Source organism: Solimonas sp. SE-A11, from assembly GCF_030345715.1.
Classification (GTDB): domain Bacteria; phylum Pseudomonadota; class Gammaproteobacteria; order Nevskiales; family Nevskiaceae; genus Solimonas_A.
Window position 1 is genome coordinate 55,635 of the sequence record NZ_JAUASX010000010.1, and the last position, 23,989, is coordinate 79,623.

Sequence of the window (23,989 nt, forward strand, 5' to 3'; positions counted from 1 at the left end):
GGCGAGCGGCAACTGATCCTCAGAAGTTGTGATAACCGCCATCGATGGTGAAGCAGTCACCCGTGTGATGAGCACTGGCGCCCGACATCAGGTACACCGCAATCCCCGCAAAGTCCCGCGGCTTGCCGAAGCGCCGCTGCGGGATGCGTGCCTTCACCGCCGCCACGAACTTGTCGCTGGCCAGCAGCGGCCCGGTCATCGCCGTCTCGATCCAGCCCGGCACGATGGAATTGGCGGTGACGCCATGGCGCGCGTATTCCACGCAAAGCCCGCGCATCACCGACAGCAGCGCGCCCTTGGTGGCCGCGTAATCCTCGCCGCGAGCCAGGCCTGAGACCGCCGACAAGCTGCTGGTGGCCACCAGGCGGCCGAAGGCATCGCCTGCCTCGGCGCGCTGCTTCATGTGCCGCGCCGCGCACTGCAGCGTGAACAGCGCACCCTTGAGGTTCACGCCGAAGGTGCGATCCAGGTCGGCCTCGGTCATCTCATGGAACGGCAGCTGCACGCTCATCACGCCGGCATTGGCGAAGCAGCCGTCTACGCGTCCGAACTGCTCCAGCGTGGCCGCGAAACTGTGCTCCACCGCTGCCCGGTCCGACACATCACAGCGCAGAGCCGCCACGCGGGTGCCGTGCTGGCGCAGCTGTTCCAGCGCCTCGGCGTTGCGAGCCTCGTTGGTGCCCCAGATGCAGACATCCGCGCCGGCCTGCGCCAAGCCCTCGGCCATGCCCAGGCCAATGCCGGCGTTGCCGCCGGTGATCAGGGCGACGCGGCCCGACAGGTCGAAAGGAGCGTAGCTCATCCCCGCACTCCCGCCGCGCTCAGCACGTGCCGCGCCAGCAGGTTGCGCTGGATCTCGTTGGTCCCGGCATAGATCGAGGTCTTGCGGTAGTTGAAGTAAAGCGGCGTCACCGCCGCGGCGTGGTCCGGAACCGGCCGCACCGGCGGCGCCCGGCCACGAACCTCGGCGAAGCTGTCCTGCACGAAGGGCAGCGCATCCGGCCCCAGGGCCTCCACGGCGAACTCGCTCAGCGCCTGCTGTAGCTCCGTGCCCACCAGCTTGAACATGCTGGACATCGCGCCGATGGCCGTGCCCGACTCCACGCTGGAGAAGAAGCGCAACTCGGCGGCGTCCACAGCCTCCACCCGCACCGCCAGCTCGGCATAGCGGCGGCGGAAGTCCGGATCGTCGATCAGCAGGCCGCCACCGTTAGCCGGCTGTTCCCGCGCGATGCGGCGGATCTTGGCCAGCAGGTAGCGCAGCAATGAACCGTAGGCCGTGCCGCGCTCGAACTGCAGCAGGTACTTGGCATAGGTCCAGCCCAGACCTTCCTCGCCGATACGGTTCTCCACCGGCACGCGCACGTTCTCGAAGAACAGCTGGTTGACCTCTTGCTCGCCGTCGATCGGCCCGTCCAGCGACGGCAGCGGGCGGATGCTGATGCCCGGCGTGCGCATGTCGGCCAGCAGGAACGTGATGCCGCTCTGCGCCTTGGCCTCGCGGTTGGTGCGCACCAGGCAGAATATCCAGTCGGCCCACTGCGCATGCGTGGTCCAGATCTTGGAGCCATTGAGTACGTAGTGATCGCCGTCGCGCACAGCGCTCATCTGCAGCGAGGCCAGGTCGGAACCAGAACCCGGCTCGGAGTAGCCCTGGCACCAGCACTCGTCGGTGTTGAGGATCTTCGGCAGGAAACGCTGCTTCTGCACCTCGGAGCCATACTCCATGATCACGTAGGCCACCATCGCGATGCCCATGGGCGAGACGATCGGACAGCCCGCGGCCGCCGTCTCGCTCTGGAAGATGTAGCGCTGCGTCGGCGTCCAGTCCGGGCCACCGTACTGCACCGGCCAGCCGGGCGCCGCCCAGCCCTTTGCCGCCAGCTTCTTCTGCCACTTCACCTGCCCGGCCTTGTCGAGGTAGCCGTTCTTGCTCTGCGACATCAGCTGCTTCAATTCGGCATCGTAGGCCTGCTTGATCCAGGCGCGGACCTCGTCGCGGAACGCCAGTTCGTCCGGGGTGTAATCGAGATTCATGATCGGCTCCTCAGGCAGCGGCCAGCGACAGGTCGGCGTAGCGCCGCAGGTGGAAGTCGGCATTGCCGAACTGCGCCGCGATGGCGGTGCAGCGGCGGAAGTAATGACCCAGCGACAGCTCCTCGGTAATTCCCATTCCGCCATGGATCTGCACCGCCGACTCACCGACGAACTTCGCCGCCTTGTCCACCTGCGCCTTGGCTGCGCTGGCGGCCAGCGCACGCTCGGCGGCCGGACGGTCCAGCTTCATCGTCGCCACCAGCGTCAGCGCCGCGGACTGCTCCAGCGCGGTATACATGTCGGCCATGCGGTGCTGCAGCACCTGGAAGCTCGCCAGCGGCGCGCCGAACTGCTTGCGCTGGCTGGCATAGATCACCGTCTCGGCCAGCATCCGGCGCATGGCACCCACCGCCTCTGCGCAAAGCGCGCAGACGGCCTCGTCGGCCACGCGCTCCACCAGCGGCAGCGCCCCGCCCTCGGCGCCCAGCAATCGATCCGCCGGCACCAGGACCTGCTCGAACACGAGGTCCGAGGCGCGGCCGCCATCGATGGTCGGGTAGTCGCTGCGAGTAAGGCCCTGGGCCTGGGCGTCGACCAGCAGCAGGCTCAGGCCCGCGCCGCTCCTCGCCGTGACCAGCAGATGGCTGGCCCAGGGCCCGCCGGTGACGCCGGCCTTGCGGCCGTCGAGCACATAGCCGCCGTCACGCAGGGTCGCGGTGGTGGCCACCTGCCCCAGGTCATAGCGCACCTGGCGCTCCGCACCGGCGAAGGCCAGTACCACGTCGCCCGCGATCACACGCGGCAGCCATTGCGCCGCCAGTGCACCACCCGCCTGCTTGAGCAGGCCACCGCCGATCACCACGGTGCCCAGGTAGGGCTCCACGACCAGCGCCTTGCCCAGTTCCTCCATGACGATCCCGTTCTCGACCGCACCACCGCCGAGCCCACCGAGTTCCTCGGGAAACGGCGCACCCAGCAGGTTCAGGCGTTCCGCCAGGTCCACCCAGACCTTGGGGCGCCAGCCAGCCGGCGCCGCAACGGCCGCCCGCCGGGTCTCGAAGTCATAGTGATCGGCCAGGTAGCTGGCCAGCGTGTCGCGCAGCAGGTTCTGCTCGACGCTGTAGTCGAAATCCATGTTCCGCGGTCTCCTCCGGGGTGCTTTCGCAGGATATTAGCCCCGTTGGCGGCAAACGCCCTCGTTCGCCACCAACAGGTTTCCATCCTGCCGCAGTCACCCGCGGAGGGGATTGTCCGAAAGGGCCGCGGATTGAACCCCGACGGAAGACGCGGTGGGCTCAGCCCGCCGTCTTGGCGGCCTTGCTTGCCAGCGCCAGCGCCACGCGGGAGCGCGTCGGCCGGCCGAGCGCCTGGCTGATGTAGTCGCCGGCCGCGGCCAGCGCCTTCAGGTCCACACCGGTTTCGATGCCCATGCCCTGCAGCATGTACACCAGGTCCTCGCTCGCCACGTTGCCGGAAGCACCGGCGGCATAGGGGCAGCCGCCGAGGCCCGCCACCGAGCTGTCGAACACCGTCACGCCGCTTTCCAGCGAGGCCAGCACGTTGGCCAGCGCCTGGCCGTAGGTATCGTGGAAATGCCCGGCCAGCCGCTCCAGCGGCACGCGCCGGGCCACCGCCTCGATCATGCGCCGCGTTGCCAGCGGCGTACCCACGCCGATGGTGTCGCCCAGCGAGATCTCGTGGCAGCCCATGTCGTAGATCTCGCCCGCCACCTCGGCCACCTTCTCCGGGGCCACGTCGCCCTGGTAGGGGCAACCCAGCGCGGTGGAGACGTAGGCGCGCACGGGGATGCCCTGCTGCTTCGCCGCCAGCACCACGTCCTCGAAGCGCTTCAGGCTCTCGGCAATGGAGCAATTGATGTTCTTCTGCGTGAAGGCCTCGGACGCGGCGCCAAACACCGCCACCTCCTGCGCCCCCGCCGCCACCGCCGCCTCGAAACCCTTGGGGTTGGGTGCCAGCACCGAGTAGGTCATACCCGCGCGACGCGGCGCAGCGCGCATCACCGCGTCGTGGTCCGCCATCTGCGGCACCCACTTGGGCGAGACGAAGGCCGTAGCCTCGATGTTACGCAGGCCGGCATCGGCCAGCCGCGTGATCAGCCCCAGCTTGATCTCGGTGGGCACCACGCCCGGCTCGTTCTGCAGGCCGTCGCGAACACCGACCTCGACCAGCTTGACCCGCTGCGGCAGCCGACTCACGAGGCCACCTTGAAGTCGACCAGTTCCATACCGTCCTTGACCTGCTCGCCCACCGCGGCCAGGAAGGCCTGCACCACGCCGTTGGCGGGAGCGCAGAGCGTGTGCTCCATCTTCATCGCCTCCATCACCAGCAGCGGCGCGCCCTTCTCCACTTCGGCGCCCGGTTCCACCAGCAGCGCCACGATCTTGCCAGGCATCGGCGCCGCCAGGCCGCCATGCGCATCCTGCTCCTCACCGGCATGCGCCAGCGGGTCCTTCAGGTTCATCGCCCAGTGGCGACCACCCAGGAATACGTGCAACTGCTCGCCCAGCGCCACCACCGTGGCCTCAGCCTTGCGATCGCCCACGGCGTAGCACAGGGCGCCATTCGCCGAGGTGGCGACTCGCACCGCCTCGCCATCGATAGCCAGGCCCTGCGCGCCGTACTGCAGGTTCAGTTCGCGGCGCTGCTCGCCCGCGCTGAACTCCATGCGTCGCGAAAGATGGGCGTTGATGCGCCAGCCGTCGGCTTGCCCCCAAGGGGAATGCAGATCCAGCGACGCCGCGGACTGCTCGCGCAGGCGCTGCTGCTCCTGCGTCGCGGTCCACAGCGCCGCCGCTTCCACCGCAGCCACCGGCAGCGAGGCATCGCCGGTCAGCAGCGCATCGCCCTCACGGGCGATCAGGCCGGTGTCCACGGTGCCCGCACGGAATTCGGCGTGGCCGACCAGGCGCGACAGGAAGGCGATGTTGTTGCCCACGCCGACGATCTGGAACTGCGACAGCGCCGCCAGCATGCGCTCAGTAGCGCGCTCGCGGTTCTCGTCCCAGACGATCAGCTTGGCGATCATCGGGTCGTAGTGCGGGCTGATCTCGTCGCCCTGCTCTACGCCGGTGTCGATACGCACGTTGGCCGAGGCCGCCGGCGGCGCGCAATGCACCAGGCGGCCGATCGACGGCAGAAAGCCCTTCTCGGGCTCCTCGGCGTAGACACGCACCTCGATCGAGTGCCCACGCAGCGGCACCTGGTCCTGCGTCAGCGGCAGCGGCTGGCCGGCGGCCACGCGCAGCTGCCATTCCACCAGGTCCTGCCCCGTGATCATCTCGGTGACCGGATGCTCCACCTGCAGGCGGGTGTTCATCTCCATGAAGTAGAACGAACCACTCTGGTCCGCAATGAACTCCACGGTGCCGGCACCGACATATCCCACGGCCCTTGCGGCATCGCAGGCCGCCTTGCCCATGGCCGCGCGGCGCTCCGCGCTCATGCCCGGGGCCGGGGCTTCCTCCACCACCTTCTGGTGGCGGCGCTGCGCCGAGCAGTCACGCTCGTGCAGATGGATCACGTTGCCCTTGGTGTCGCCGAACACCTGGATCTCGATGTGGCGCGGGCGCCCCAGGTACTTCTCGATCAGCACGCGGTCGTCGCCGAAGCTGGCGCGGGCCTCGCGCTGGCAGGACGCCAGGGCCGCTTCAAAATCTTCGCTGCGCTCGACCACGCGCATGCCCTTGCCGCCACCGCCGGCAGAAGCCTTGATCAGCACCGGGTAGCCAATCTTGTCGGCCTGCTGGCGCAGGAAGGCCGGCTCCTGCTGGTCGCCGTGGTAACCCGGCACCAGCGGCACGCCGGCCTTCTCCATCAGCGCCTTGGCGGCGGACTTGGAGCCCATGGCATGGATGGCACTCACCGGCGGGCCGATGAATACGACACCGGCCGCGGCGCAGGCCTCGGCGAAGCCCTCATTCTCCGACAGGAAGCCATAGCCCGGGTGCACCGCCTGGGCGCCGCTCTGCCTGGCGACCTCCAGGATGCGGTCGGCGCGCAGGTAGCTTTCACGCGAGGCGGCGGGGCCCACGCAGTAGGCCTCGTCGGCGAGGCGCACGTGGCGCGAGCCGGCATCCGCCTCGGAGTACACCGCCACGGTGCGGATGCCCAGGCGGCGGCAGGTGGCGATGACGCGGCAGGCGATCTCGCCGCGGTTGGCAATGAGGATTTTCGTGAACATGGCGATCACATGCGGAAGACGCCGAACCGCGTCTGCGGAATCGGAGCGTTGAGCGAGGCCGACAGGCCCAGAGCCAGCAGGCGGCGGGTCTGCGCGGGATCGACGATGCCGTCGTCCCAGAGGCGCGCGCTGGCGTAGTACGGGCTACCCTGCAGTTCGAACTGCGCACGAGTCGGGGCCTTGAACTTCTCCTCCTCCTCCATGCTCCAGGTCTTGCCCTGGGCTTCCAGGCCGTCACGGCGCACCGTGGCGAGCACCGAGGCCGCCTGTTCGCCGCCCATCACGGAGATGCGCGAATTCGGCCAGGTCCACAGGAAACGCGGCGAGTAGGCACGGCCGCACATGCCGTAGTTGCCGGCACCAAAGGAGCCACCGATCAGCACGGTGAGCTTCGGCACCTGGGCGGTGGCGACGGCCGTTACCAGCTTGGCGCCGTCCTTGGCGATACCTGCGTTCTCGTATTTGCGGCCGACCATGAAGCCGGTGATGTTCTGCAGAAAGAGCAGCGGGATGCCACGCTGCGCGCAGAGCTCGATGAAGTGCGCGCCCTTCTGGGCCGACTCCGAGAACAGGATGCCGTTGTTGGCGACGATCCCCACCGGGTAGCCGTGGATGTGGGCGAAGCCGGTGACCAGCGTGCTGCCGTAGCGCGCCTTGAACTCGTCCAGGCGCGAGCCGTCGACGATGCGGGCAATGACCTCGCGCACGTCATAGGGCTTGCGCGTGTCAGCCGGGATGATGCCGTAGATCTCTTCCGGGTCGTACAGCGGCGCTTCCGGCGTCTGGATGTCCACGCCCGGCTGCTTGCGGATGTTGAGGTTGCCGACGATGCGGCGCACCAGCGACAGCGCGTGGTGGTCGTTCTCGGCAAAGTGATCGGCCACACCGGAGATGCGCGTGTGCACGTCCGCGCCGCCCAGGTCCTCGGCGCTCACCACCTCGCCCGTCGCCGCCTTCACCAGCGGCGGGCCGCCGAGGAAGATCGTGCCCTGGTTCTTGACGATGACGGTCTCGTCCGACATCGCCGGCACATAGGCACCGCCGGCGGTGCAGGAGCCCATCACGCAGGCGATCTGCGGAATGCCCTGAGCCGACAGGTTGGCCTGGTTGTAGAAGATGCGGCCGAAATGGTCGCGATCCGGGAAGACCTCGTCCTGCATCGGCAGGAAGGCGCCACCCGAGTCCACCAGATACACGCAGGGCAGCCGATTCTCGCGGGCGATCTCTTGCGCGCGCAGATGCTTCTTCACCGTGACCGGGTAGTAGGTACCGCCCTTCACCGTAGCGTCATTGGCCACGATCATGCACTCGCGACCGTTGATGCTGCCGATGCCGGCGACCACGCCCGCGCAAGGCACCTCGCCGTTGTACATGCCGTTGCCGGCCAGCGCAGAGATCTCGAGGAAGGCCGAGCCCGGGTCGAGCAGGCCGTCGATGCGGTCACGCGGCAGCAGCTTGCCGCGCGCGGTGTGCTTCTGGCGGGCGCTCTCGGAACCGCCGCGTGCGGCTTCGGCGGTCCTGGCGCGGAGCTCCTCGACCTGCGCGCGCATCTGCGCGGCATTGGCCTGGAACTCGGCGGAGTTCGTGCGGATCTTGGATTTGATGGCGCTCATAGGATCAGTGCTTGGATTCGCCGAACAGCTCGCGGCCGATCAACATGCGGCGGATTTCCGAGGTGCCGGCGCCGATCTCGTACAGCTTGGCGTCGCGCCATAGGCGGCCGGTGGGGAATTCGTTGATGTAGCCGTTGCCACCCAGGGCCTGGATCGCCTGCCCGGCCATCCAGGTGGCCTTCTCGGCGGAGTACAGGATCGCGCCGGCGGCGTCCTTGCGCGCGGTCTCGCCGCGGTCGCAGGCGCGGGCCACGGCGTAGACATAGGCGCGGCAGGCCGCCAGGCCCACATACATATCGGCCAGCTTGCCCTGCATCAGCTGGAACTCGCCGATCGACTGGCCGAACTGCTTGCGGTCGTGGATGTACGGCACCACCACGTCGAGGCAGGCCTGCATGATGCCCAGCGGGCCGCCGGAGAGCACCACGCGCTCGTAGTCCAGGCCTGACATCAGCACGTTGACGCCGCGGCCCACCGCGCCGAGCACGTTCTCTTCCGGCACCTCGCAGTCCGTGAACACCAGCTCGCAAGTGTTGGAGCCACGCATGCCGAGCTTGTCCAGCTTCTGCGCCGTGCTGAAGCCCTTGAAGGTCTTCTCGACGATGAACGCCGTCATGCCGCGCGAGCCGGCGGCCATGTCGGTCTTGGCATAGATGATCAGGGTGTTGGCGTCAGGGCCGTTGGTGATCCACATCTTGTTGCCGTTGAGCACATAGCGGTCGCCCCTCTTGTCGGCGCGCAGCTTCATGCTGACCACGTCGGAGCCGGCGCCCGGCTCGCTCATCGCCAGCGCGCCGATATGCTCGCCGCTGACCAGCTTGGGCAGGTACTTCTGCTTCTGTGCCTCGTTACCGTTCTTGCGCAACTGGTTCACGCAGAGGTTGGAGTGCGCGCCGTAGGACAGGCCGATCGCCGAGCAGGCACGGGAGATCTCCTCCATCGCCACCACGTGGGCCAGGTAGCCCATGTTGGTGCCGCCGTACTCCTCCTCCACCGTCAGGCCCAGCAGGCCCAGCTCGCCGAACTTGCGCCAGAGCTGGTTGGGGAAGGCGTTCTCGTGGTCGGCCTGCGCCGCCAGCGGGGCGACCTCGCCCGCGGCGAAGCGCTGGGTGGCCTCGCGCAGCTGGTCGATGTCTTCACCCAGGTCGAAATTGAGGCTCTTGTAGGTCATGGTCTGGCTGCCTGCTGGAAACGGTGGACGACGGGGTCCGGGACCCCCGGAAGGCCTGCATCCTAAGCCTCCCCTGGAAAAAAGTGAAGTCACTTTCACAAATTTAACCAGGATTCATTTTATACTCGCAACATGGCCTACCAGCGCTCCGCCCTGATGCAGGAACGCCTCGCGGAAAACCGCGAGCGGATCCTGCGTGCGGCCCGCACCCTGGTCGCCCAGGGCGGCTTCCGCGATGCCTCGATCAACGCTGTGGCGGCCGCCGCCGGCCTGTCCACCGGCGCCCTGTATCGCTACTTCCCCTCCAAGGCGGACCTGTTCGTGGAGGTACTGACCGAGGCCGTGCGGCGCGAATGCGCCATTCTGCGCGAGATCATCGCCAAGCCCGGCACGGCGGATCAGCGCCTGCGCGCCGCCGTCGAGTCCTTCGCCCGCCGCGCCCTGGAAGGCCCGCACCTCGCCTACGCCTTCATCGCCGAGCCGATCGACCCCGAGGTCGATGCCGCCCGTATCCTCTGCCGCCAGGAGTTCAGCGACGTGTTCAAGACCGTCCTGGGCCAGGGTGTGGCCTCCGGAGAGTTCCCCCCGCAGTCCGTGGACGTGGCCGCCGCCTGCATCGTCGGCGCCTTCACCGAGGCCCTGGTGCGCCCGGTGGCCCCGACCACCCCGCGCAGCAAGGACGAGAAGCTGGTCACCGCCATCGTCGATTTCTGCGCCCGCGCCGTGGCTGGCATCCCCGTCGCCCCTGCGAAACAGCCCAAGCGCCAACGCGTCTAGCGGCTTAAAATGTGCGACAAAATCCTTGTCGTGCCGAACGCCGCCTCAAGTCATTTGTCAAGTGACTGATATAGAACGTAAATTTTGCGTCGCCCCCATGATGGACTGGACCGACCGGCACTGCCGGTTCTTCCTGCGCCTCATGTCCCGCCGCGCCTGGCTCTACACCGAGATGGTCACCACCGGCGCCATCATCCATGGCGACCGCGAGCGCCACCTGCGCTTCCACCCCGGCGAACACCCCGTGGCCCTGCAGCTCGGCGGCTCCGAACCGGAGGACCTGGCCCGCTGCGCCGAGATCGGCACGGCCTATGGCTACGACGAGATCAACCTCAACTGCGGCTGCCCTTCCGACCGTGTGCAGGAAGGCCGCTTCGGCGCCTGCCTGATGAAGGAGCCGGAGCGCGTCGCCGCCGCCGTGGCCGCCATGCGCCGCGCCACCCACCTGCCGGTCACGGTCAAGACCCGTATCGGCGTGGACGAGTCCGAGGACTACGTCTTCCTCAAGCAGTTCATCGAGACCGTCGCCGCCGCCGGCTGCACGATCTTCGTGGTCCACGCGCGCAAGGCCTGGCTCAAGGGCCTTTCGCCCAAGGAGAACCGCGAGATCCCGCCGCTGCAGTACGAGGTGGTGCACCGCCTCAAGCGCGAATTCCCGCAGCTCACCATCGTGCTCAACGGCGGCCTCAAGACGCTGGATGCCTGCGCCGATCAGATGCAGGAGCTGGACGGCGTCATGCTCGGCCGCGAGGTCTACGAGAACCCTTACCTGATGTCCCAGGTGGATTCGCGCATCTACGGCGAGCCCGCCGTGGAACTGACGCGCCCGGCCGTGATCGAAGCGCTGCTGGACTACGTAGACCGCGAGCTGGCGGCCGGTGCCCATCTCAACCACATCAGCCGCCACATCCTCGGCCTGTTCCGTGGCCAGCCCGGCGGACGAGCATTCCGCCGCGTGATCTCGCAGAATGCCACCCGGCCCGGTGCCGGCTCGGACGTGATCCGTGCCGCATTGGCCGAGGTGGAGGCCGCCACCCTGCGACCCGCTGCCTGAACTCATTGAAGGACAAAAACATGAAACAATTGCTGCTCTCTCTAGCCCTGGGACTCACCATGTCGATTGCAAATGCCGCACCCGTGAAGGTGCTGATGGAAACCACCGAAGGCAACATCACGCTGGAGCTCGACTCCGCCAAGGCGCCCAAGTCGGTCGCCAACTTCGTCCAGTACGCCAAGGACGGTCACTACGACGGTCTGGTATTCCACCGCGTGATCAAGGGCTTCATGATCCAGGGCGGCGGCATGGACGAGCAGGGCAACCAGCGCAAGACCCGCGCCTCGATCGAGAACGAGGCCAAGAACGGCTTGAGGAACGACCGCGGCACCATTGCCATGGCCCGCACGTCGGTGCCGCACTCGGCCAGCTCGCAGTTCTTCATCAATCACAAAGACAACGACTTCCTCAACTACCCGGGCCAGGACGGCTGGGGCTACGCCGTGTTCGGCAAGGTCACAGAGGGCATGGAAGTGGTGGACAAGATCGCCGTGACCCGTACCGGCCCTGGCGACGTGCCCGTCACCCCGATCGTGATCACCAAGGTCACGGTCGTCGAAGGCAAGTAAGACCGCAATGCAGGTCCGACTAGCGTGACCCCGCGCACGCTGTTCCTGTCCGACCTGCACCTGCCGCCGGGGCCCTCGCCTTTCCGCGAGGGTTTCCGGCGGTTCCTCGAAGGACCCGCCCGCGACGCCGAGGCGGTCTACATCCTCGGGGACCTCTTCCAGTACTGGATCGGCGATGATCTCGGCATGCAGGAATACGCCGCCGAGGTGGCTCTGCTCGCCACGCTGTCGCAGCAGGGCGTGAAGCTCTACTTCCAGCGCGGCAACCGTGACTTCCTGATCGGCGAGGACTTCTGCGCCCTCAGCGGCATGGAGCTGCTGCGCGACCCCGCCGTCATCGAGCTCTACGGCAGCATCATCGTCCTGTCGCATGGGGACCTGCTGTGCACCGACGACATCGGCTACCAGCGCTGGCGCCGCTTCGCCCACAACCCCACCGCACAACGCATCTTCCGCGCCATGCCCCGCGTCTGGCGCGAGCGCATCGCCCAGCGCGTGCGCCAGCGCAGCAACACCGGCAAACGCTATAAGCCGGAAGACATCATGGACGTCAACGCCACCGCCGTGGAGGCCTTCTTCAAGCTCTCCGGCGCCCACCAGCTGATCCATGGCCACACCCACCGCCCCGCCCAGCACGACCTGGCCGAAGGCATGCAGCGCATCGTGCTGGCCGACTGGCGGCCCGAGCGCATGGAATACCTCGCCATGACCCGCGAGGGGATGTTCCGGCTGACGGTCTGACGCCGGGCGGCTGCCTTGCACGCAGCCGTCATCCGCCAGCGCCTATACTGGTGACCGGGCGGTGCCACCGCTCGTGAAGGAGGAAACGATGACGGTATGGCCATCCTGGCTGCCGGCGCGCTTTTTCGCATTCGCAGCCGCCTGCCTGTTGACCCTGCTGAGCCTTGCGGCCGGCTTCGTCCAGCCCGGCTGGTGGCTGGTGGCCGCCGTGGCCGGCTTCTTCGTATTCGTCGGCGTCTGGGACCTGGCGCAGGGCAAGCAGTCCATCCGCCGCAACTACCCGATCCTGGCGCACCTGCGCTTCATCCTGGAATTCATCCGCCCCGAGATTCGCCAGTACTTCCTGGAGTCGGACACCGAGCCCATTCCCTTCTCGCGTGCGCAGCGCTCCCTGGTCTACCAGCGTGCCAAGAGCCAGATCGACCTGCGCCCCTTCGGCACGCAGCACAACGTCTATGCCAACGACTACGAGTGGATCAACCACTCGATGATGCCGCTGCGCATCGCCGACACCAATTTCCGCGTGACCATCGGCGAGAAGAACTGCGCCCAGCCCTACAACGCCTCCGTGTTCAACATCTCGGCGATGAGCTTCGGCGCGCTGTCGGCCAACGCCGTACTGGCTCTGAACAAGGGCGCGCAACTCGGCGGCTTCGCCCATGACACCGGCGAGGGCTCCATCAGCCGCTACCACCGCGAGCACGGCGGCGACCTGATCTGGGAGATCGGCAGCGGCTACTTCGGCTGCTGCGACAGCCAGGGCCGCTTCGACGCCGACCTCTTCGCCCGCAACGCGCGCGATCCGCAGGTCAAGATGATCGAGATCAAGCTGTCGCAGGGCGCCAAGCCCGGCCACGGCGGCGTGCTGCCCGCCGCCAAGGTCACGCCGGAGATCGCCGAGGCGCGAGGAGTACCCATGGGCGTGGACTGCATCTCGCCGCCGCGTCACTCCGCCTTCACCACGCCGATCGAGCTGATGCAGTTCATCGCGCGCCTGCGCGAGCTCTCCGGCGGCAAGCCCGTCGGCTTCAAGTTCGCCCTCGGCCACCCCTGGGAATTCTTCGCCATCTGCAAGGCCATGCTGGAGACCGACATCACGCCGGACTTCATCGTGGTGGACGGCGGCGAGGGCGGAACCGGCGCCGCCCCGGTGGAGTTCAGCGACCACGTCGGCACACCGCTGCAGGAAGCCCTGCTGCTGGTGCGAAACACCCTGGTGGGCCTGAACCTCAAGGACCGCGTCAGCATCGGCGCCAGCGGCAAGATCATCTCGGCATTCGACATGGCGCGCTACATGGCGCTGGGCGCGGACTGGTGCAACAGCGGCCGCGGCTTCATGTTCGCGCTCGGCTGCCTGCAGGCCCAGACCTGCCACACCGGCCACTGTCCCACCGGCGTAACCGCCCAGGACAAGCTGCGCCAACGCGCCTTGGTGCCCGCCGACAAGGCCGTGCGCGTACACCAGTTTCACCACCATACCCTGCACGCCCTGGGCGAGCTGGTGGGCGCGGCCGGCATGCAGCATCCCTCAGAGCTGCAGCCGCGCCATATCGTGCGGCGCGTCTCCGCCAACGACGTGCGCCTGGTCTCCAACCTGATCACCTGGCTCAACCCCGGCGACCTGCTGGAGAACCGCGCCAACCACCCGGTGTACCAGTATTTCTGGCACATGGCGGCGGCGCATACCTTCGAGGCCCAGGTGCCGGCGGACAAGGAACTGCCGCCGCCGAAATTCAACGGCATCAAAACCTCCCAGATGGCGCACTGAGCGCCGCCGGCGGTATCAGCCCGCCGCGACCGCCTCCATCCGCCAGCGCCGCGCCGCCTGTGCCGGCGGATGGCCGAACAGGCGCCGGAACTCGCGGCTGAACTGCGAAGGGCTCTCGTAGCCCACCGCATAGGCCACCTCGGCCGCGTCGGCGGATTCGCTCATCAACCGCTCGCGCGCCGCCTGCAGCCGCAAATGCTTCTGGTACTGCAAGGGGCTTAGGCGCGTCGCCGCCTTGAAATGCCGGTGCAGCGACGACGGGCTAAGCGCCACCTGCGTCGCCAGCGCCTCGACCCGCAGCGGGCGGTCGTAGTGCTCGCGGATCCAGGCGATGGCCTGCTGCACCTGTCCCAACCGACCCTCGCCGCGTGCGATCTGGCGCAGCATCGGGCCATGCGGGCCGGTCAGCAAGCGATACAGCACCTCGCGCCGCAGCAGCGGCGCGAGGATCGGGATGTCAGCCGGCGCATCCAGCAGCTCCGCCAGTCGCTGGCAGGCGCTGACCAGCTGCGGCGACAGCGGCGTGACCTCCAGCCCGGCGAAGTCCTGCACTGGTGGCGGTGAGGACGGCATCTGCAGCAGCAACGCCGCCAGTTCCACGCGATCCAGCCGTAGCGACAGCGACAGGTACGGCATCTCCCGCGTGGCCTCGCAGACCACGCCCACTACCGGCAGGTCCAGGGACGCCACCAGGCTATGGGCCGCGTCGTAGTGGCAGACCGTATCGCCCAGCGTAACCCGCTTGCGCCCCTGCACGATCACGCAAAGCATCGGCTCGTACACCACCGGCATCGGCAGGCTCACGGTATCCGAGCGATACAGCGTCAAGCCGGGCACCGAGGTCGGCGTGGTCGCCGCCACCGCATGCCGCAGCACCAGGTCCCGCAGTTCCGGAAGGATGCTCGTCATGGGAACGACCATAGCAGAGAGCCTATCCATACCGCTCGGCTTTGGCAGGATCGGGCAAGCATTGGGCAGGAATGCGTTCACGGTCCTCCCAGCGGTGGGAGCAGCATGAGCTCCCCAATGAGCAGGAGCCTCCACATGTCCACCAACCCCGCCTGGTTCATCACCGGCGCCAGCCGCGGCATCGGCCTGGAACTCGCCCGCGCCGCCCTGGCCGCCGGCCGCCGCGTGGCTGCCACCTCCCGACGCGCCGTCGACGTCACCGCAGCCCTCGGCCCGCACGACTCCCTGCTGGCCCTGGACCTCGACGTCACCCAGCCGGCGCAGATCACCGCCGCGGTCGCTGCCGCGCAGGCCCGCTTCGGCGCCATCGACGTGCTGGTCAACAACGCCGGCTACGGCCACCTCAGCCTGTTCGAGGAAAGCAGCGACGCCGACGCGCGCGCCCAGTTCGACACAAACGTCTTCGGCCTGTTCGACGTCACGCGCGCCGTGCTGCCCGGCATGCGCGCCCGCCGCAGCGGCCACATCATCAACGTCTCATCCGTGGGAGGCATCATCGGCGCCGTGTCCGCCAGCCTGTACTGCGCCAGCAAGTTCGCAGTGGAGGGCTTTTCACTCTCGCTGGCGGACGAGGTCAAGGCGCTGGGCATACATGTGAGCATCGTCGGTCCCGGCTACATCCGCACCGACTTCCTCGACCCGCGCTCGGTGCGCTACGCCGACTCCACGATCCCGGACTACGCCGAGCTTTCCACGCAGTTGCGTAGCTTCTACGAACAGCGCAGCCACCAGCAGCCCGGCGACCCGGTGCACCTGGCCCAGGCCATGCTCAAGCTCGCTGCCATGGAGAATCCGCCGCTGCGCTTCTCCGCCGGCAGCGATTCGCTGGAAATGGTCGAGGCGCGCCTTGCTCAGGTCCATGCGGAGATGGATACACATCGCGAGCTATCTCGCTCGGTGGATGGACAGTGGGACTGATCGCAACCCGCCCGACAACCCATACTTAGTGGCGGCTTTGCCAACATGGCGAGCACCCCTGAGGGCAGAAAAGCCCTTAGCGCGGGGCCGCCAGCAACGCGTCCATCTCATCCTCGGCAAAGCCCGCCCTGACCCGCGCCTCGCGGTTCAGCGGCGGCGCCACGCGCACGCGGTGCTCGGCCAGCAGCCTGGCGAAGGTGGGCTGCGGTTCCAGCCCACGCTGCCCGCAGAGGAACTCGAACCAGCGCGTGCCGATCGCCACGTGGCGCACTTCCTCGTCGAGGATCACGCGCAGGATCGCCACCGTCTCGGCGTCGCCCACTTCAGTCAGCCGCCCGATCATCCCCGGCGTCACGTCCAGGCCGCGAGCCTCCAGCACCCGCGGCACCAGCGCCATGCGCAGCAGCGGATCGGTGGCCGTCTTCTCCGCGGCTTCCCACAGCCCGTTGTGCGCTGGCAGCTCGCCATAGGCAGCGCCGAGCTGGGCCAGGCGCGCCGACAGCAGCGAGAAATGCCGCGCCTCGTCCTGGGCCACGCTGAGCCAGTCGCGGTAGTAGTCGGCCGGCATGCCGCGAAAGCGCCAGCAGGCATCCAGCGCCAGGTTGATCGCATTGAACTCGATATGCGCCACCGCATGCAGCAGGGCCACGCGCCCGGCGACGCTGCCCAGGCCACGGTGCGGCACGTCACGCGGGCGGATCAGCGCCGGGCGCTCGGGACGGCCCGGAACCCCGGCGCCATCCTCGGCCACCGGCGGCGCGCCGAAATCACCTTCCGGCAGCACCAGCGCCGCCACCCACCCACACTTGACCATCGGATCGCGCTCCGCCAGCGCGTCATATATCGCGGCAAAGGCAACCACGTCTTCACTCCTCTCTCCCGCTTGCGGGAGAGAGGCCGGGAGAGAGGGTTTCTGTAACTCCCGCAGAGTCATCCGTGCGCCGCCTGGAACTCAGGCCAGCCCGCGCTCCAGGTCGCGGATGATGTCCTCGATGTCCTCCAGGCCCACCGAGATGCGCAGCAGGCTCTCGGTGATGCCGGCCTGCTCACGCGCCTCCGGCGTCACGCGCGCATGCGTGGTGGTCGCCGGGTGCGTGATCGTGCTGCGCGTATCGCCGAGATTGGCGGTGATCGACAACATCCTGGTGCTGTCCACCAGCTTCCAGGCCGCCTCGCGGCCGCCCTCCACTTCGAAGCTGACGATGCCGCCGAAGCCGCTCTGCTGCTTCTTGGCCAACTCGTGCTGCGGATGCTCCGGCAGGCCCGGGTAGAACACACGTTTCACGCGCGGCTGCGTCTTCAGCCACTGCGCCAGCTTCAGCGCGCTGTCGCTGTGCGCGCGCATGCGCAGAGCCAGCGTCTCCAGGCCCTTCAGGAAGACCCAGGCATTGAACGGCGACAGGCAGGGCCCGGCCGTCCTCATGTAGCTGTAGATGTCCTTGCCCACCCGCTGCGCATCGCCAACGATGGCGCCGCCGATACAGCGCCCCTGGCCGTCGATGTACTTGGTGCCCGAGTGGATCACGAAGTCGGCCCCCAGCTTCAGCGGCTGGCTCAGCACCGGCGTCAGGAAGCAGTTGTCCACTGCCAGCAGTGCGCCATGCGCATGGGCGATATCCGCCAGCGCGCGGATGTCCGCCAGCTCCATCAGCGGGTTCGACGGCGTCTCCACGAAGAACAGCTTCGTGTTCGGCCGCACTGCCGCCTCCCAGGCCGCAGGATCGGTCGGGTCGACCCAGGTCGTCTCCAGGCCGAAGCGCGACAGGATGTTGTTGAACAGGTTGATGCTGGCGCCGAACAGCCCACGCGAGGCGAGGATATGGTCACCCGCCTTCAGCAGGGCCAGGCACAGGGTCTGGATCGCCACCATGCCGCTGGCCGTGGCGATGCAGGCCTCCCCGCCCTCCAGCGCCGCCAGGCGCTTCTCGAAGGCCTCTACCGTGGGGTTGGAAAAGCGCGCATAGATATAGCCCGGCTGCTGCCCGCTGAACACCGCGGCAGCCTCGGCCGCGCTGCGGTACACGTGCGAGGAGGTCAGCGAGACCGAAGCGGAGTGCTCCATGTTCTCCGTGCGCGGCTCGGCGGCACGGATGCCCAGGGTGGCATAGCCCCATTCAGGGTCGAAATACTCGGTCTTGTCGGTCACCGCCCTGCACTCCTGCGGGCAATGAAAAAGCCCGTCGGTCAAAAACCAAACGGGCTTCCAGCCCCGTTTAGCGATATTTATTGGGCTTTCCCGGGGGAAGGCCCGCGCCTGCAAGCTGGGATCAAAGTAGCGCGCTGCGAACTCTACTGCCTAACGGCGGCCTTCTCAAGCGGCTCAAGGCGCTGGTATGGGCGTCAGCGCGGGTGCCGGTGCCGCTGCCGGCTCCGAAAGCGACTGCTGCAGCTCGGCCTGCATCTCTTCGGCCAGGACCTGCATCTGCGGCTCCATCGAGCGCACCCATTCCAGGCTCAGCTGCATGGACTGCTGGGTGATCTGCGGCATCTTGCGCATCATCGAGCGGCCGCTGGCCGACTCGTAGAACGCGATGATGTCCTTCACCTCGCGGGCGCTGAGCTGGTCGGTATAGACCTTCGAGACGATACCGGTAACCTGGGCCACGCTCTGCTCGGAGAACATCAGCTGGGCCATGCGATCCATGTACGTCTGCAGGATCGCCTGCTGGGGCGCGCTGAGCCTGCCACCGCCGGCAGCCAGCGCGGACTGGGTCATGCTCTCCCCGATCTGCTCGCGCATACCCGCGAACATGCGGTCTACCTGCATCAGCTGCATCAGGCGGGCGACATCCTCGGGCTTGGCCCTGGCCTCCGCCGCCTGCGCACCGCCGCCGAGCGCCAGCGCCAGCAGCGCGGCAGCCAGCACCCCGGCCTTCATGCGTTCTGTATCTCGATGATGGTGGGCGCCGCGCGCTTGCGCGCCGCCTTCGCCGCGTCGGACCGGAACAACTCCAGCTGGTTGAGGTACTCGGTGGTGATGTCCTGAGTGATGTACTCACCAGTGAACACCGAGGTGTCGAAGCGGGTGATGCGCGGGTTGCCGGCACGCACCGCCTCGATCAGGTCGTTGAGATCCTGGTAGATCAGCTTGTCGGCGCCGAGCATGCGCTCCAGCTCCTCCACCGTATGGCCATGCGCCACCAGCTCCGAGGCCGTCGGCATGTCGATGCCGTAGACGTTCGGGTAGCGCACCGGCGGCGACGCCGAGGCGAAGTAGACCTTCACCGCGCCGGCCTCGCGGGCCATCTGGATGATCTCCTTGGAGGTGGTACCGCGCACGATGGAATCGTCCACCAGCAGCACGTTCTTGCCCTTGAACTCCAGGTCGATCGGGTTCAGCTTGTGGCGCACCGACTTCTTGCGCTGGGCCTGGCCCGGCATGATGAAGGTGCGGCCGATGTAGCGGTTCTTGATGAAGCCCTCGCGGTACGGCACCCCGAGGCGCGCCGCCAGCTCGGCGCCGGCCACACGGCTGGTGTCCGGGATCGGGATCACCACGTCGATATCGTGGTCCGGCCACTCCCGCAGGATCTTCTCGGCCAGCTTCACGCCCATGCGCAGGCGCGCCTTGTAGACATAGATGTTGTCCATCACCGAGTCCGGACGAGCCAGGTACACATACTCGAACAGGCAGGGCGAATACACCGGGTTGGCGGCGCACTGGCGCTTGTGCAGCTTGCCGTCGATGGTGATCAGCACCGCCTCGCCCGGCGCGATGTCGCCGATGATCTCGAAGCCCAGCGCATCCAGCGCCACCGACTCGGAGGCGATCAGGTAGTCCACGCCGTTGGGCGTGAGGCGGCGGCCGTACACCGCCGGGCGGATGCCGAAGGGATCGCGGAAGCCCACCACGCCGAAGCCGGTGATCATCGCCACGCAAGCGTAGGCGCCGCGGCAGCGCTGGTGCACGCCCGACACGGCGGCGAAGACGTCGTCCGGCGACAGGCGCAGCGCGCCGCGCGACATCAGTTCATGGGCAAAGACGTTCAGCAGCACCTCGGAGTCGGACTCCGTGTTGAGGTGGCGGCGATCCTGCAGGAACAGCTCCTGCTTCAGCTCCTCGGCATTGGTCAGGTTGCCGTTGTGCGACAGCGAGATGCCGAAGGGCGTGTTGGTGTAGAACGGCTGCGCCTCGGCCGAGGTCGAGCAGCCCGCGGTGGGATAGCGCACATGCGCCACCCCCATGTTCCCGCGCAGCATCACCATGTGCTCGTCCTTGGCGAAGACGTCGCGCACCAGGCCGTTCTCCTTGCGCAGGTACAGGCGATCGCCGTCGTTGGTGATCATGCCTGCCGCATCCTGGCCGCGATGCTGCAGCATGGTCAGGGCGTCAAAGAGCTCCGAGTTGACCCCGCTGCCCTGGGTGACGATACCGGCGATTCCGCACATGGTTAGCCTTGCTGAGTCTGAGTGGTTGTAGTGGGGTCGGGACGCAGGACTTCAAGCCAGCGTTCCGGTACCAGCGTGGCAAGCCCGTCGGCCAGCCACTCGAATTTGCCGATCAGCAGCGATTGCTGCCACCAGGATTCCGTCTTTGCGCCCATCTGGCCCGCCACCAGCACGAAGCCGGCGGTCAGCACTGCGGCGCGCGCCAGGCCGTATCCGCCGCCCACCATGCGATTGGGCAGGCTCAGGAAGCTGTCCTTGACCGCCTCCGAGACGAAATGGGTCACCAGCGCTCCTACCAGCAGGCCGCCGAGGAACAGCAGCAGGTAGGCGCAGCCGAGGCGCAGTGCGGGGTTGCTGATTTTCCCAGCCAGGGCATCGGCCAGGGTATGGCCGAGCAGCCAGGCCAGCAGCAGGGCGAAAAGCCAGGTGGCAAGTCCGAGGACTTCGCGGGTGAACCCGCGCAGCAGGCCGATGGCGACTGACAGGATGAAGACGGCAAAGATGCAGTAGTCAACCCAGATCATGCGTCCTAGCTCGGTAGCAAGACAGGGATTTTAACATCCCTTCACCGCAGTCGGGGCACTTGAAGCGACAGCCGTAGAGTCAATGGGATACAGGTGGAGAGAAGCCACTGCCCTGACTCCCTCTCCCCGCCTGCGGGGAGAGGGCAAGGGGTGAGGGGCGAACCCCGGACTCACCCCACGGACACTCAATCCGTCCGGATCGTCGCCTGGGCGAAACCCGCCTGCACCGCCTTGGCCTTGGCCGCCTGCGCCGCCGCCTCATCGGCCAGCGGCCCGACGCGCACGCGATACAGCACACCCTTGGCCGTATCCACCGGCCCGAACTGGGTCGGCAGGCCTGCGGCCTTCAGCTTGCTTTCCGCAATGCGCGCGTTCTCCAGCGCCGCATAGCTGCCCACCTGCACGCTCCAGCGCGACTTGCCGGCCGGTTTGGCCGGCTCGGCGAGCTTGGCCACGGCCACCTCCGGTTGCGGCTTCGGCGCTACGGGCACGGGTGCTGCCGGAGCCGGCTCTGGCTTGGCCACCGGCACCGCCGGCCTGGCGGCCGGAGCGTCCACCGGCGCCCGGGGCGTCGGCGGTTCGAGCTTGGGCCGCGCCGCAATCTCCGGCTTGGCCGGGGGAGGCGCTACCGGCTTGGCTGCCGGGACTGCCGCCGTCGCCGGCGCGGTCTGCGCCGGCACGGCCGGCAGGCCCTGCAGGCTATCGTCCTGCTTGAGTTGCACCGGTGGCGCCTTGCCTGGAGACGGCAGCACGCGGCCCGGGGCGGCCTGCGCCAGGGTGTCCGAAGGACGGATCGTCACCGGGGCCGCCGCCGTGCGGCTGTCCGCATCGCCACCCGCCAGTCCGGATTCGTCGATTTCCGGCTCGCCCTCCATGGGCACCGGATCCCCGGCAGGCTCGCCATCCTCGCCCGGCTCCGGCGCCGCGATCACCGGCGGCGTCACGCGGTCACCCTGGGCCACCGGGGGCGGCGTTCCGCCGTCCAGGTCGATCGTCACCCGGCGCACACCGTCGTCGCGCTCCACGTGCCCGGGCTTGGGTAGCAGGAAAGCCATCAGCAGCGCCACGGCCAGCAGGATCAGGGCGCCGATCAGGCGATGCTTGAGTTGCTCATTCATGCAGTACGTCCAGGGCCGCAGCCACGGTAACAAACGATCCGGTCACCACCACCAGGTCTTCCGGCGCCGCCTGCGCCAGCGCACGGCGCAGCGCTTCCGGTATGTCGCGGCAGGCCTCGGTTTCCATGCCCAGGCTGCGCAGGCGGGCCTGCAGGACCGGCGCGTCCAATCCTCGCGCCCCCGGCAACCCACCCAGGAAAGCCCGCGACACCAGCGGCTGCAGCAGGCGGGCAAAGGCCTCCACCGGCTTGTCCGCCAGCATGCCCAGCACCAGCAGCACACGGCCTGCCGGACGAAGGCTGCGCAGGTGCTCGGCCAGCACTTCGGCCGCCTCGGCATTGTGTCCGACATCCAGCAGGCACGCACCTACGCGCTGCAGGCGTCCAGGGAGCTGCAGCGAGCGCAGCGCCGCAGCGATGGCCGCCGGCGTCACCGGCAACTTGCCACGCAGGGTTTCCACCAGGGCCAGCACACCGCTGGCATTCTGCAACTGCATGGCGCCCGGCAAGGCCGGCAGCGGCAGCTCGTCCAGCGCGCCGGACGGTCCCTGCCAGCGCCAGGCCGCATCGCGCGGCGAGAAATCGTAGTCGCGGCCCAGGCGCAACAGCGGCACCTGCAGGTCTTCCGCGACCGCCAGCACCGACTCCGGCGGATGCCGCTCCACCAGCACGGCCGGGCAGCCCTGGCGCAGCACGCCGGCCTTCTCGCGGCCGATGCTCTCACGGTCGTCGCCCAGCCAGTCGGTGTGATCCAGCCCGATGTTGGTGATCAGCGCCGCGTCGGCATCCACGATATTGACGGCATCGAGCCGCCCACCGAGCCCCACCTCGAGCACCTGGACGCGCACGTCCGCCTCGCGGAACAGCCACAGCGCCGCCAGGGTGCCGAATTCGAAATAGGTCAGCGGCGTCGCGCCGCGTGCCTGCTCGATCGCCAGGAACGCGTGGCATAGGTCCGCGTCGGACGCCTGCACGCCATCGATCGCCACGCGCTCGTTGTAGCGCTGCAGGTGCGGCGAGGTATAGAGCCCGGTGCGATAGCCGGCCTCGCGATAGATCGACGCCGCCAGCGTCGAGCTGGAGCCCTTGCCGTTGGTCCCGGCGATGGTCAGCGTTACCGCCCGCGCCGGCAGCAGGCCGAGGCGCAGCGCGACGCTACGGACGCGCTCCAGCCCCAGCTCGATGCTCTTCGGGTGCAGTTGCTCCTGCCAGGCCAGCCACTCGGCAAGCGACCACGCCGCCGTGGGGGCTGCGGGCACGCTCAGTTCGTCTGCTCCACGACCGTGGGCGAGAAGTGCGTCAGCATCGACAGGATGCGGTACAGCTTCTCGCGCATCTCGCGGCGGTCGATGATCATGTCGATCGCGCCCTTCTCCAGCAGGAACTCGGCACGCTGGAAGCCCTCTGGGAGCTTCTGGCGCACGGTTTGCTCGATCACGCGCGGGCCGGCAAAGCCGATCAGCGCGCGCGGCTCGGCGATATTGATATCACCCAGCATCGCCAGGCTCGCCGACACGCCGCCCATGGTCGGGTGCGTCAGCACCGAGATGAACGGCAGCCCACGCTCGGACAGGCGCGCCAGCGCCGCCGAGGTCTTGGCCATCTGCATCAGCGAGAACAGCGACTCCTGCATGCGCGCGCCACCGGTGGCGGCAAAACAGATCATCGGCGTGCCGTACTCCAGCGCCTGGTCGACGCCCTGCACGAACTTCTCGCCCACCACACTGCCCATCGAGCCGCCCATGAAGCTGAACTCGAAGGCCGCCGTCACCACCGGCAGGCCCATGAGCTGGCCGCGCATGACCACGAGCGCATCCTTCTCCTGGGTCTCGGCCTGCGCTTCCTTGATGCGCTCGGTGTACTTGCGGCTGTCCTTGAACTTCAGCGGGTCGGTCGGGATCACGTTGTTGGCGATCTCGAAGCGCGGCTCCGGGTCCAGGAAATGGTTGAGGCGCTCACGCGCATCGATCGGACGGTGCGTGCTGCACTTGGGGCAGACCTCCAGGGTCCGCTCCAGCTCCGCGCGGTACAGCACGGACTGGCAACTCTCGCACTTGGTCCAGAGGCCCTCGGGGACGCTCTTGCTGCGGCGCCCGTTGGTCAGCAGCTTGGAACCTGAAATCTTGTCGAGCCAGCTCATC

22 protein-coding genes are annotated in these 23,989 nt (G+C 67.9%); 6 read left to right on the forward strand and 16 right to left on the reverse strand.

Translation table 11 applies throughout. The features are described from left to right. Nucleotides 1–19: 19 nt before the first annotated feature. The 7 genes from QT386_RS12675 to QT386_RS12705 all read right to left on the reverse strand — a co-directional run bounded on the left by QT386_RS12675 (nucleotide 20) and on the right by QT386_RS12705 (nucleotide 9,022). A complete protein-coding gene (locus QT386_RS12675) occupies nucleotides 20–802 on the reverse strand; it encodes an SDR family NAD(P)-dependent oxidoreductase (RefSeq protein WP_289274136.1) in 783 nt (260 codons plus the stop codon). Next, complete coding sequence (locus QT386_RS12680) at nucleotides 799–2,037, reverse strand: acyl-CoA dehydrogenase family protein (RefSeq protein WP_289274137.1); 1,239 nt, start codon at nucleotides 2,035–2,037, stop codon at nucleotides 799–801. Before QT386_RS12680 ends, QT386_RS12675 begins: the two co-directional genes overlap by 4 nt. Before the next feature lie 10 nt (nucleotides 2,038–2,047). Then, on the reverse strand, nucleotides 2,048–3,172 hold the full coding sequence (locus QT386_RS12685; protein WP_289274138.1) for an acyl-CoA dehydrogenase family protein: 1,125 nt from the start codon (nucleotides 3,170–3,172) through the stop codon (nucleotides 2,048–2,050). Nucleotides 3,173–3,332: 160 nt separating this feature from the next. Further along, nucleotides 3,333–4,253: a hydroxymethylglutaryl-CoA lyase gene (locus QT386_RS12690; protein ID WP_289274139.1), complete on the reverse strand. Its 921-nt coding sequence runs from the start codon at nucleotides 4,251–4,253 to the stop codon at nucleotides 3,333–3,335. Continuing rightward, nucleotides 4,250–6,238 (reverse strand): acetyl/propionyl/methylcrotonyl-CoA carboxylase subunit alpha, encoded by a 1,989-nt coding sequence (locus QT386_RS12695; RefSeq protein WP_289274140.1) that lies wholly within the window; start codon nucleotides 6,236–6,238, stop codon nucleotides 4,250–4,252. The genes QT386_RS12690 and QT386_RS12695 overlap by 4 nt, the downstream gene beginning before the upstream one ends. 5 nt (nucleotides 6,239–6,243) lie before the next feature. Next, nucleotides 6,244–7,851 (reverse strand): carboxyl transferase domain-containing protein, encoded by a 1,608-nt coding sequence (locus QT386_RS12700; RefSeq protein ID WP_289274141.1) that lies wholly within the window; start codon nucleotides 7,849–7,851, stop codon nucleotides 6,244–6,246. A gap of 4 nt (nucleotides 7,852–7,855) precedes the next feature. Beyond that, nucleotides 7,856–9,022, reverse strand: coding sequence for an isovaleryl-CoA dehydrogenase (locus QT386_RS12705; RefSeq protein ID WP_289274142.1), 1,167 nt, complete (start codon nucleotides 9,020–9,022; stop codon nucleotides 7,856–7,858). A 132-nt stretch (nucleotides 9,023–9,154) separates the two neighbouring features. Between QT386_RS12705 and QT386_RS12710 the strand changes: the two genes are divergently transcribed. The 5 genes from QT386_RS12710 to QT386_RS12730 all read left to right on the forward strand — a co-directional run bounded on the left by QT386_RS12710 (nucleotide 9,155) and on the right by QT386_RS12730 (nucleotide 13,931). Further along, on the forward strand, nucleotides 9,155–9,799 hold the full coding sequence (locus QT386_RS12710; RefSeq protein WP_289274143.1) for a TetR/AcrR family transcriptional regulator: 645 nt from the start codon (nucleotides 9,155–9,157) through the stop codon (nucleotides 9,797–9,799). Nucleotides 9,800–9,860: 61 nt separating this feature from the next. Next, complete coding sequence (gene dusA, locus QT386_RS12715; protein WP_289274144.1) at nucleotides 9,861–10,853, forward strand: tRNA dihydrouridine(20/20a) synthase DusA; 993 nt, start codon at nucleotides 9,861–9,863, stop codon at nucleotides 10,851–10,853. Nucleotides 10,854–10,873: 20 nt separating this feature from the next. After that, entirely contained in the window at nucleotides 10,874–11,422 is a 549-nt protein-coding gene (locus QT386_RS12720) for a peptidylprolyl isomerase (protein ID WP_367401436.1), read from the forward strand. Between the two features lie 24 nt (nucleotides 11,423–11,446). Beyond that, nucleotides 11,447–12,163, forward strand: coding sequence for a UDP-2,3-diacylglucosamine diphosphatase (locus tag QT386_RS12725; RefSeq protein ID WP_289274145.1), 717 nt, complete (start codon nucleotides 11,447–11,449; stop codon nucleotides 12,161–12,163). 88 nt (nucleotides 12,164–12,251) lie between these two features. Beyond that, nucleotides 12,252–13,931, forward strand: coding sequence for an FMN-binding glutamate synthase family protein (locus QT386_RS12730; protein ID WP_289274146.1), 1,680 nt, complete (start codon nucleotides 12,252–12,254; stop codon nucleotides 13,929–13,931). 15 nt (nucleotides 13,932–13,946) lie between these two features. Here QT386_RS12730 and QT386_RS12735 read toward each other — a convergent pair whose 3' ends face one another. Further along, entirely contained in the window at nucleotides 13,947–14,840 is an 894-nt protein-coding gene (locus tag QT386_RS12735) for an AraC family transcriptional regulator (RefSeq protein ID WP_289274147.1), read from the reverse strand. Nucleotides 14,841–14,975: 135 nt separating this feature from the next. On the opposite strand from QT386_RS12735, the gene QT386_RS12740 reads away from it, so the two are divergent. After that, nucleotides 14,976–15,818, forward strand: coding sequence for an oxidoreductase (locus tag QT386_RS12740; RefSeq protein WP_289274148.1), 843 nt, complete (start codon nucleotides 14,976–14,978; stop codon nucleotides 15,816–15,818). Between the two features lie 76 nt (nucleotides 15,819–15,894). Here the strand turns inward: QT386_RS12740 and QT386_RS12745 are convergent, their stop codons facing one another. From QT386_RS12745 to accD, 8 genes are all read right to left on the reverse strand, one after another. Further along, a complete protein-coding gene (locus QT386_RS12745) occupies nucleotides 15,895–16,632 on the reverse strand; it encodes a ferritin-like domain-containing protein (RefSeq protein ID WP_301334299.1) in 738 nt (245 codons plus the stop codon). A gap of 138 nt (nucleotides 16,633–16,770) precedes the next feature. Next, nucleotides 16,771–17,964, reverse strand: coding sequence for an O-succinylhomoserine sulfhydrylase (locus tag QT386_RS12750; RefSeq protein ID WP_289274150.1), 1,194 nt, complete (start codon nucleotides 17,962–17,964; stop codon nucleotides 16,771–16,773). Nucleotides 17,965–18,138: 174 nt separating this feature from the next. Then, nucleotides 18,139–18,696 carry a DUF2059 domain-containing protein gene (locus QT386_RS12755; RefSeq protein WP_289274151.1) on the reverse strand — a complete coding sequence of 186 codons (558 nt, stop codon included), beginning with the start codon at nucleotides 18,694–18,696 and terminating at the stop codon, nucleotides 18,139–18,141. Beyond that, nucleotides 18,693–20,207 carry an amidophosphoribosyltransferase gene (purF, locus tag QT386_RS12760; protein WP_289274152.1) on the reverse strand — a complete coding sequence of 505 codons (1,515 nt, stop codon included), beginning with the start codon at nucleotides 20,205–20,207 and terminating at the stop codon, nucleotides 18,693–18,695. The genes QT386_RS12755 and purF overlap by 4 nt, the downstream gene beginning before the upstream one ends. A 2-nt stretch (nucleotides 20,208–20,209) precedes the next feature. Beyond that, a complete protein-coding gene (locus QT386_RS12765; RefSeq protein WP_289274153.1) occupies nucleotides 20,210–20,731 on the reverse strand; it encodes a CvpA family protein in 522 nt (173 codons plus the stop codon). A 185-nt stretch (nucleotides 20,732–20,916) separates the two neighbouring features. Next, on the reverse strand, nucleotides 20,917–21,849 hold the full coding sequence (locus tag QT386_RS12770) for an SPOR domain-containing protein (RefSeq protein ID WP_289274154.1): 933 nt from the start codon (nucleotides 21,847–21,849) through the stop codon (nucleotides 20,917–20,919). Next, nucleotides 21,842–23,107 carry a bifunctional tetrahydrofolate synthase/dihydrofolate synthase gene (folC, locus tag QT386_RS12775; protein ID WP_289274155.1) on the reverse strand — a complete coding sequence of 422 codons (1,266 nt, stop codon included), beginning with the start codon at nucleotides 23,105–23,107 and terminating at the stop codon, nucleotides 21,842–21,844. The genes QT386_RS12770 and folC overlap by 8 nt, the downstream gene beginning before the upstream one ends. Nucleotides 23,108–23,109: 2 nt before the next feature. Then, complete coding sequence (accD, locus tag QT386_RS12780; protein ID WP_289274156.1) at nucleotides 23,110–23,988, reverse strand: acetyl-CoA carboxylase, carboxyltransferase subunit beta; 879 nt, start codon at nucleotides 23,986–23,988, stop codon at nucleotides 23,110–23,112. Nucleotide 23,989: the final 1 nt, after the last annotated feature.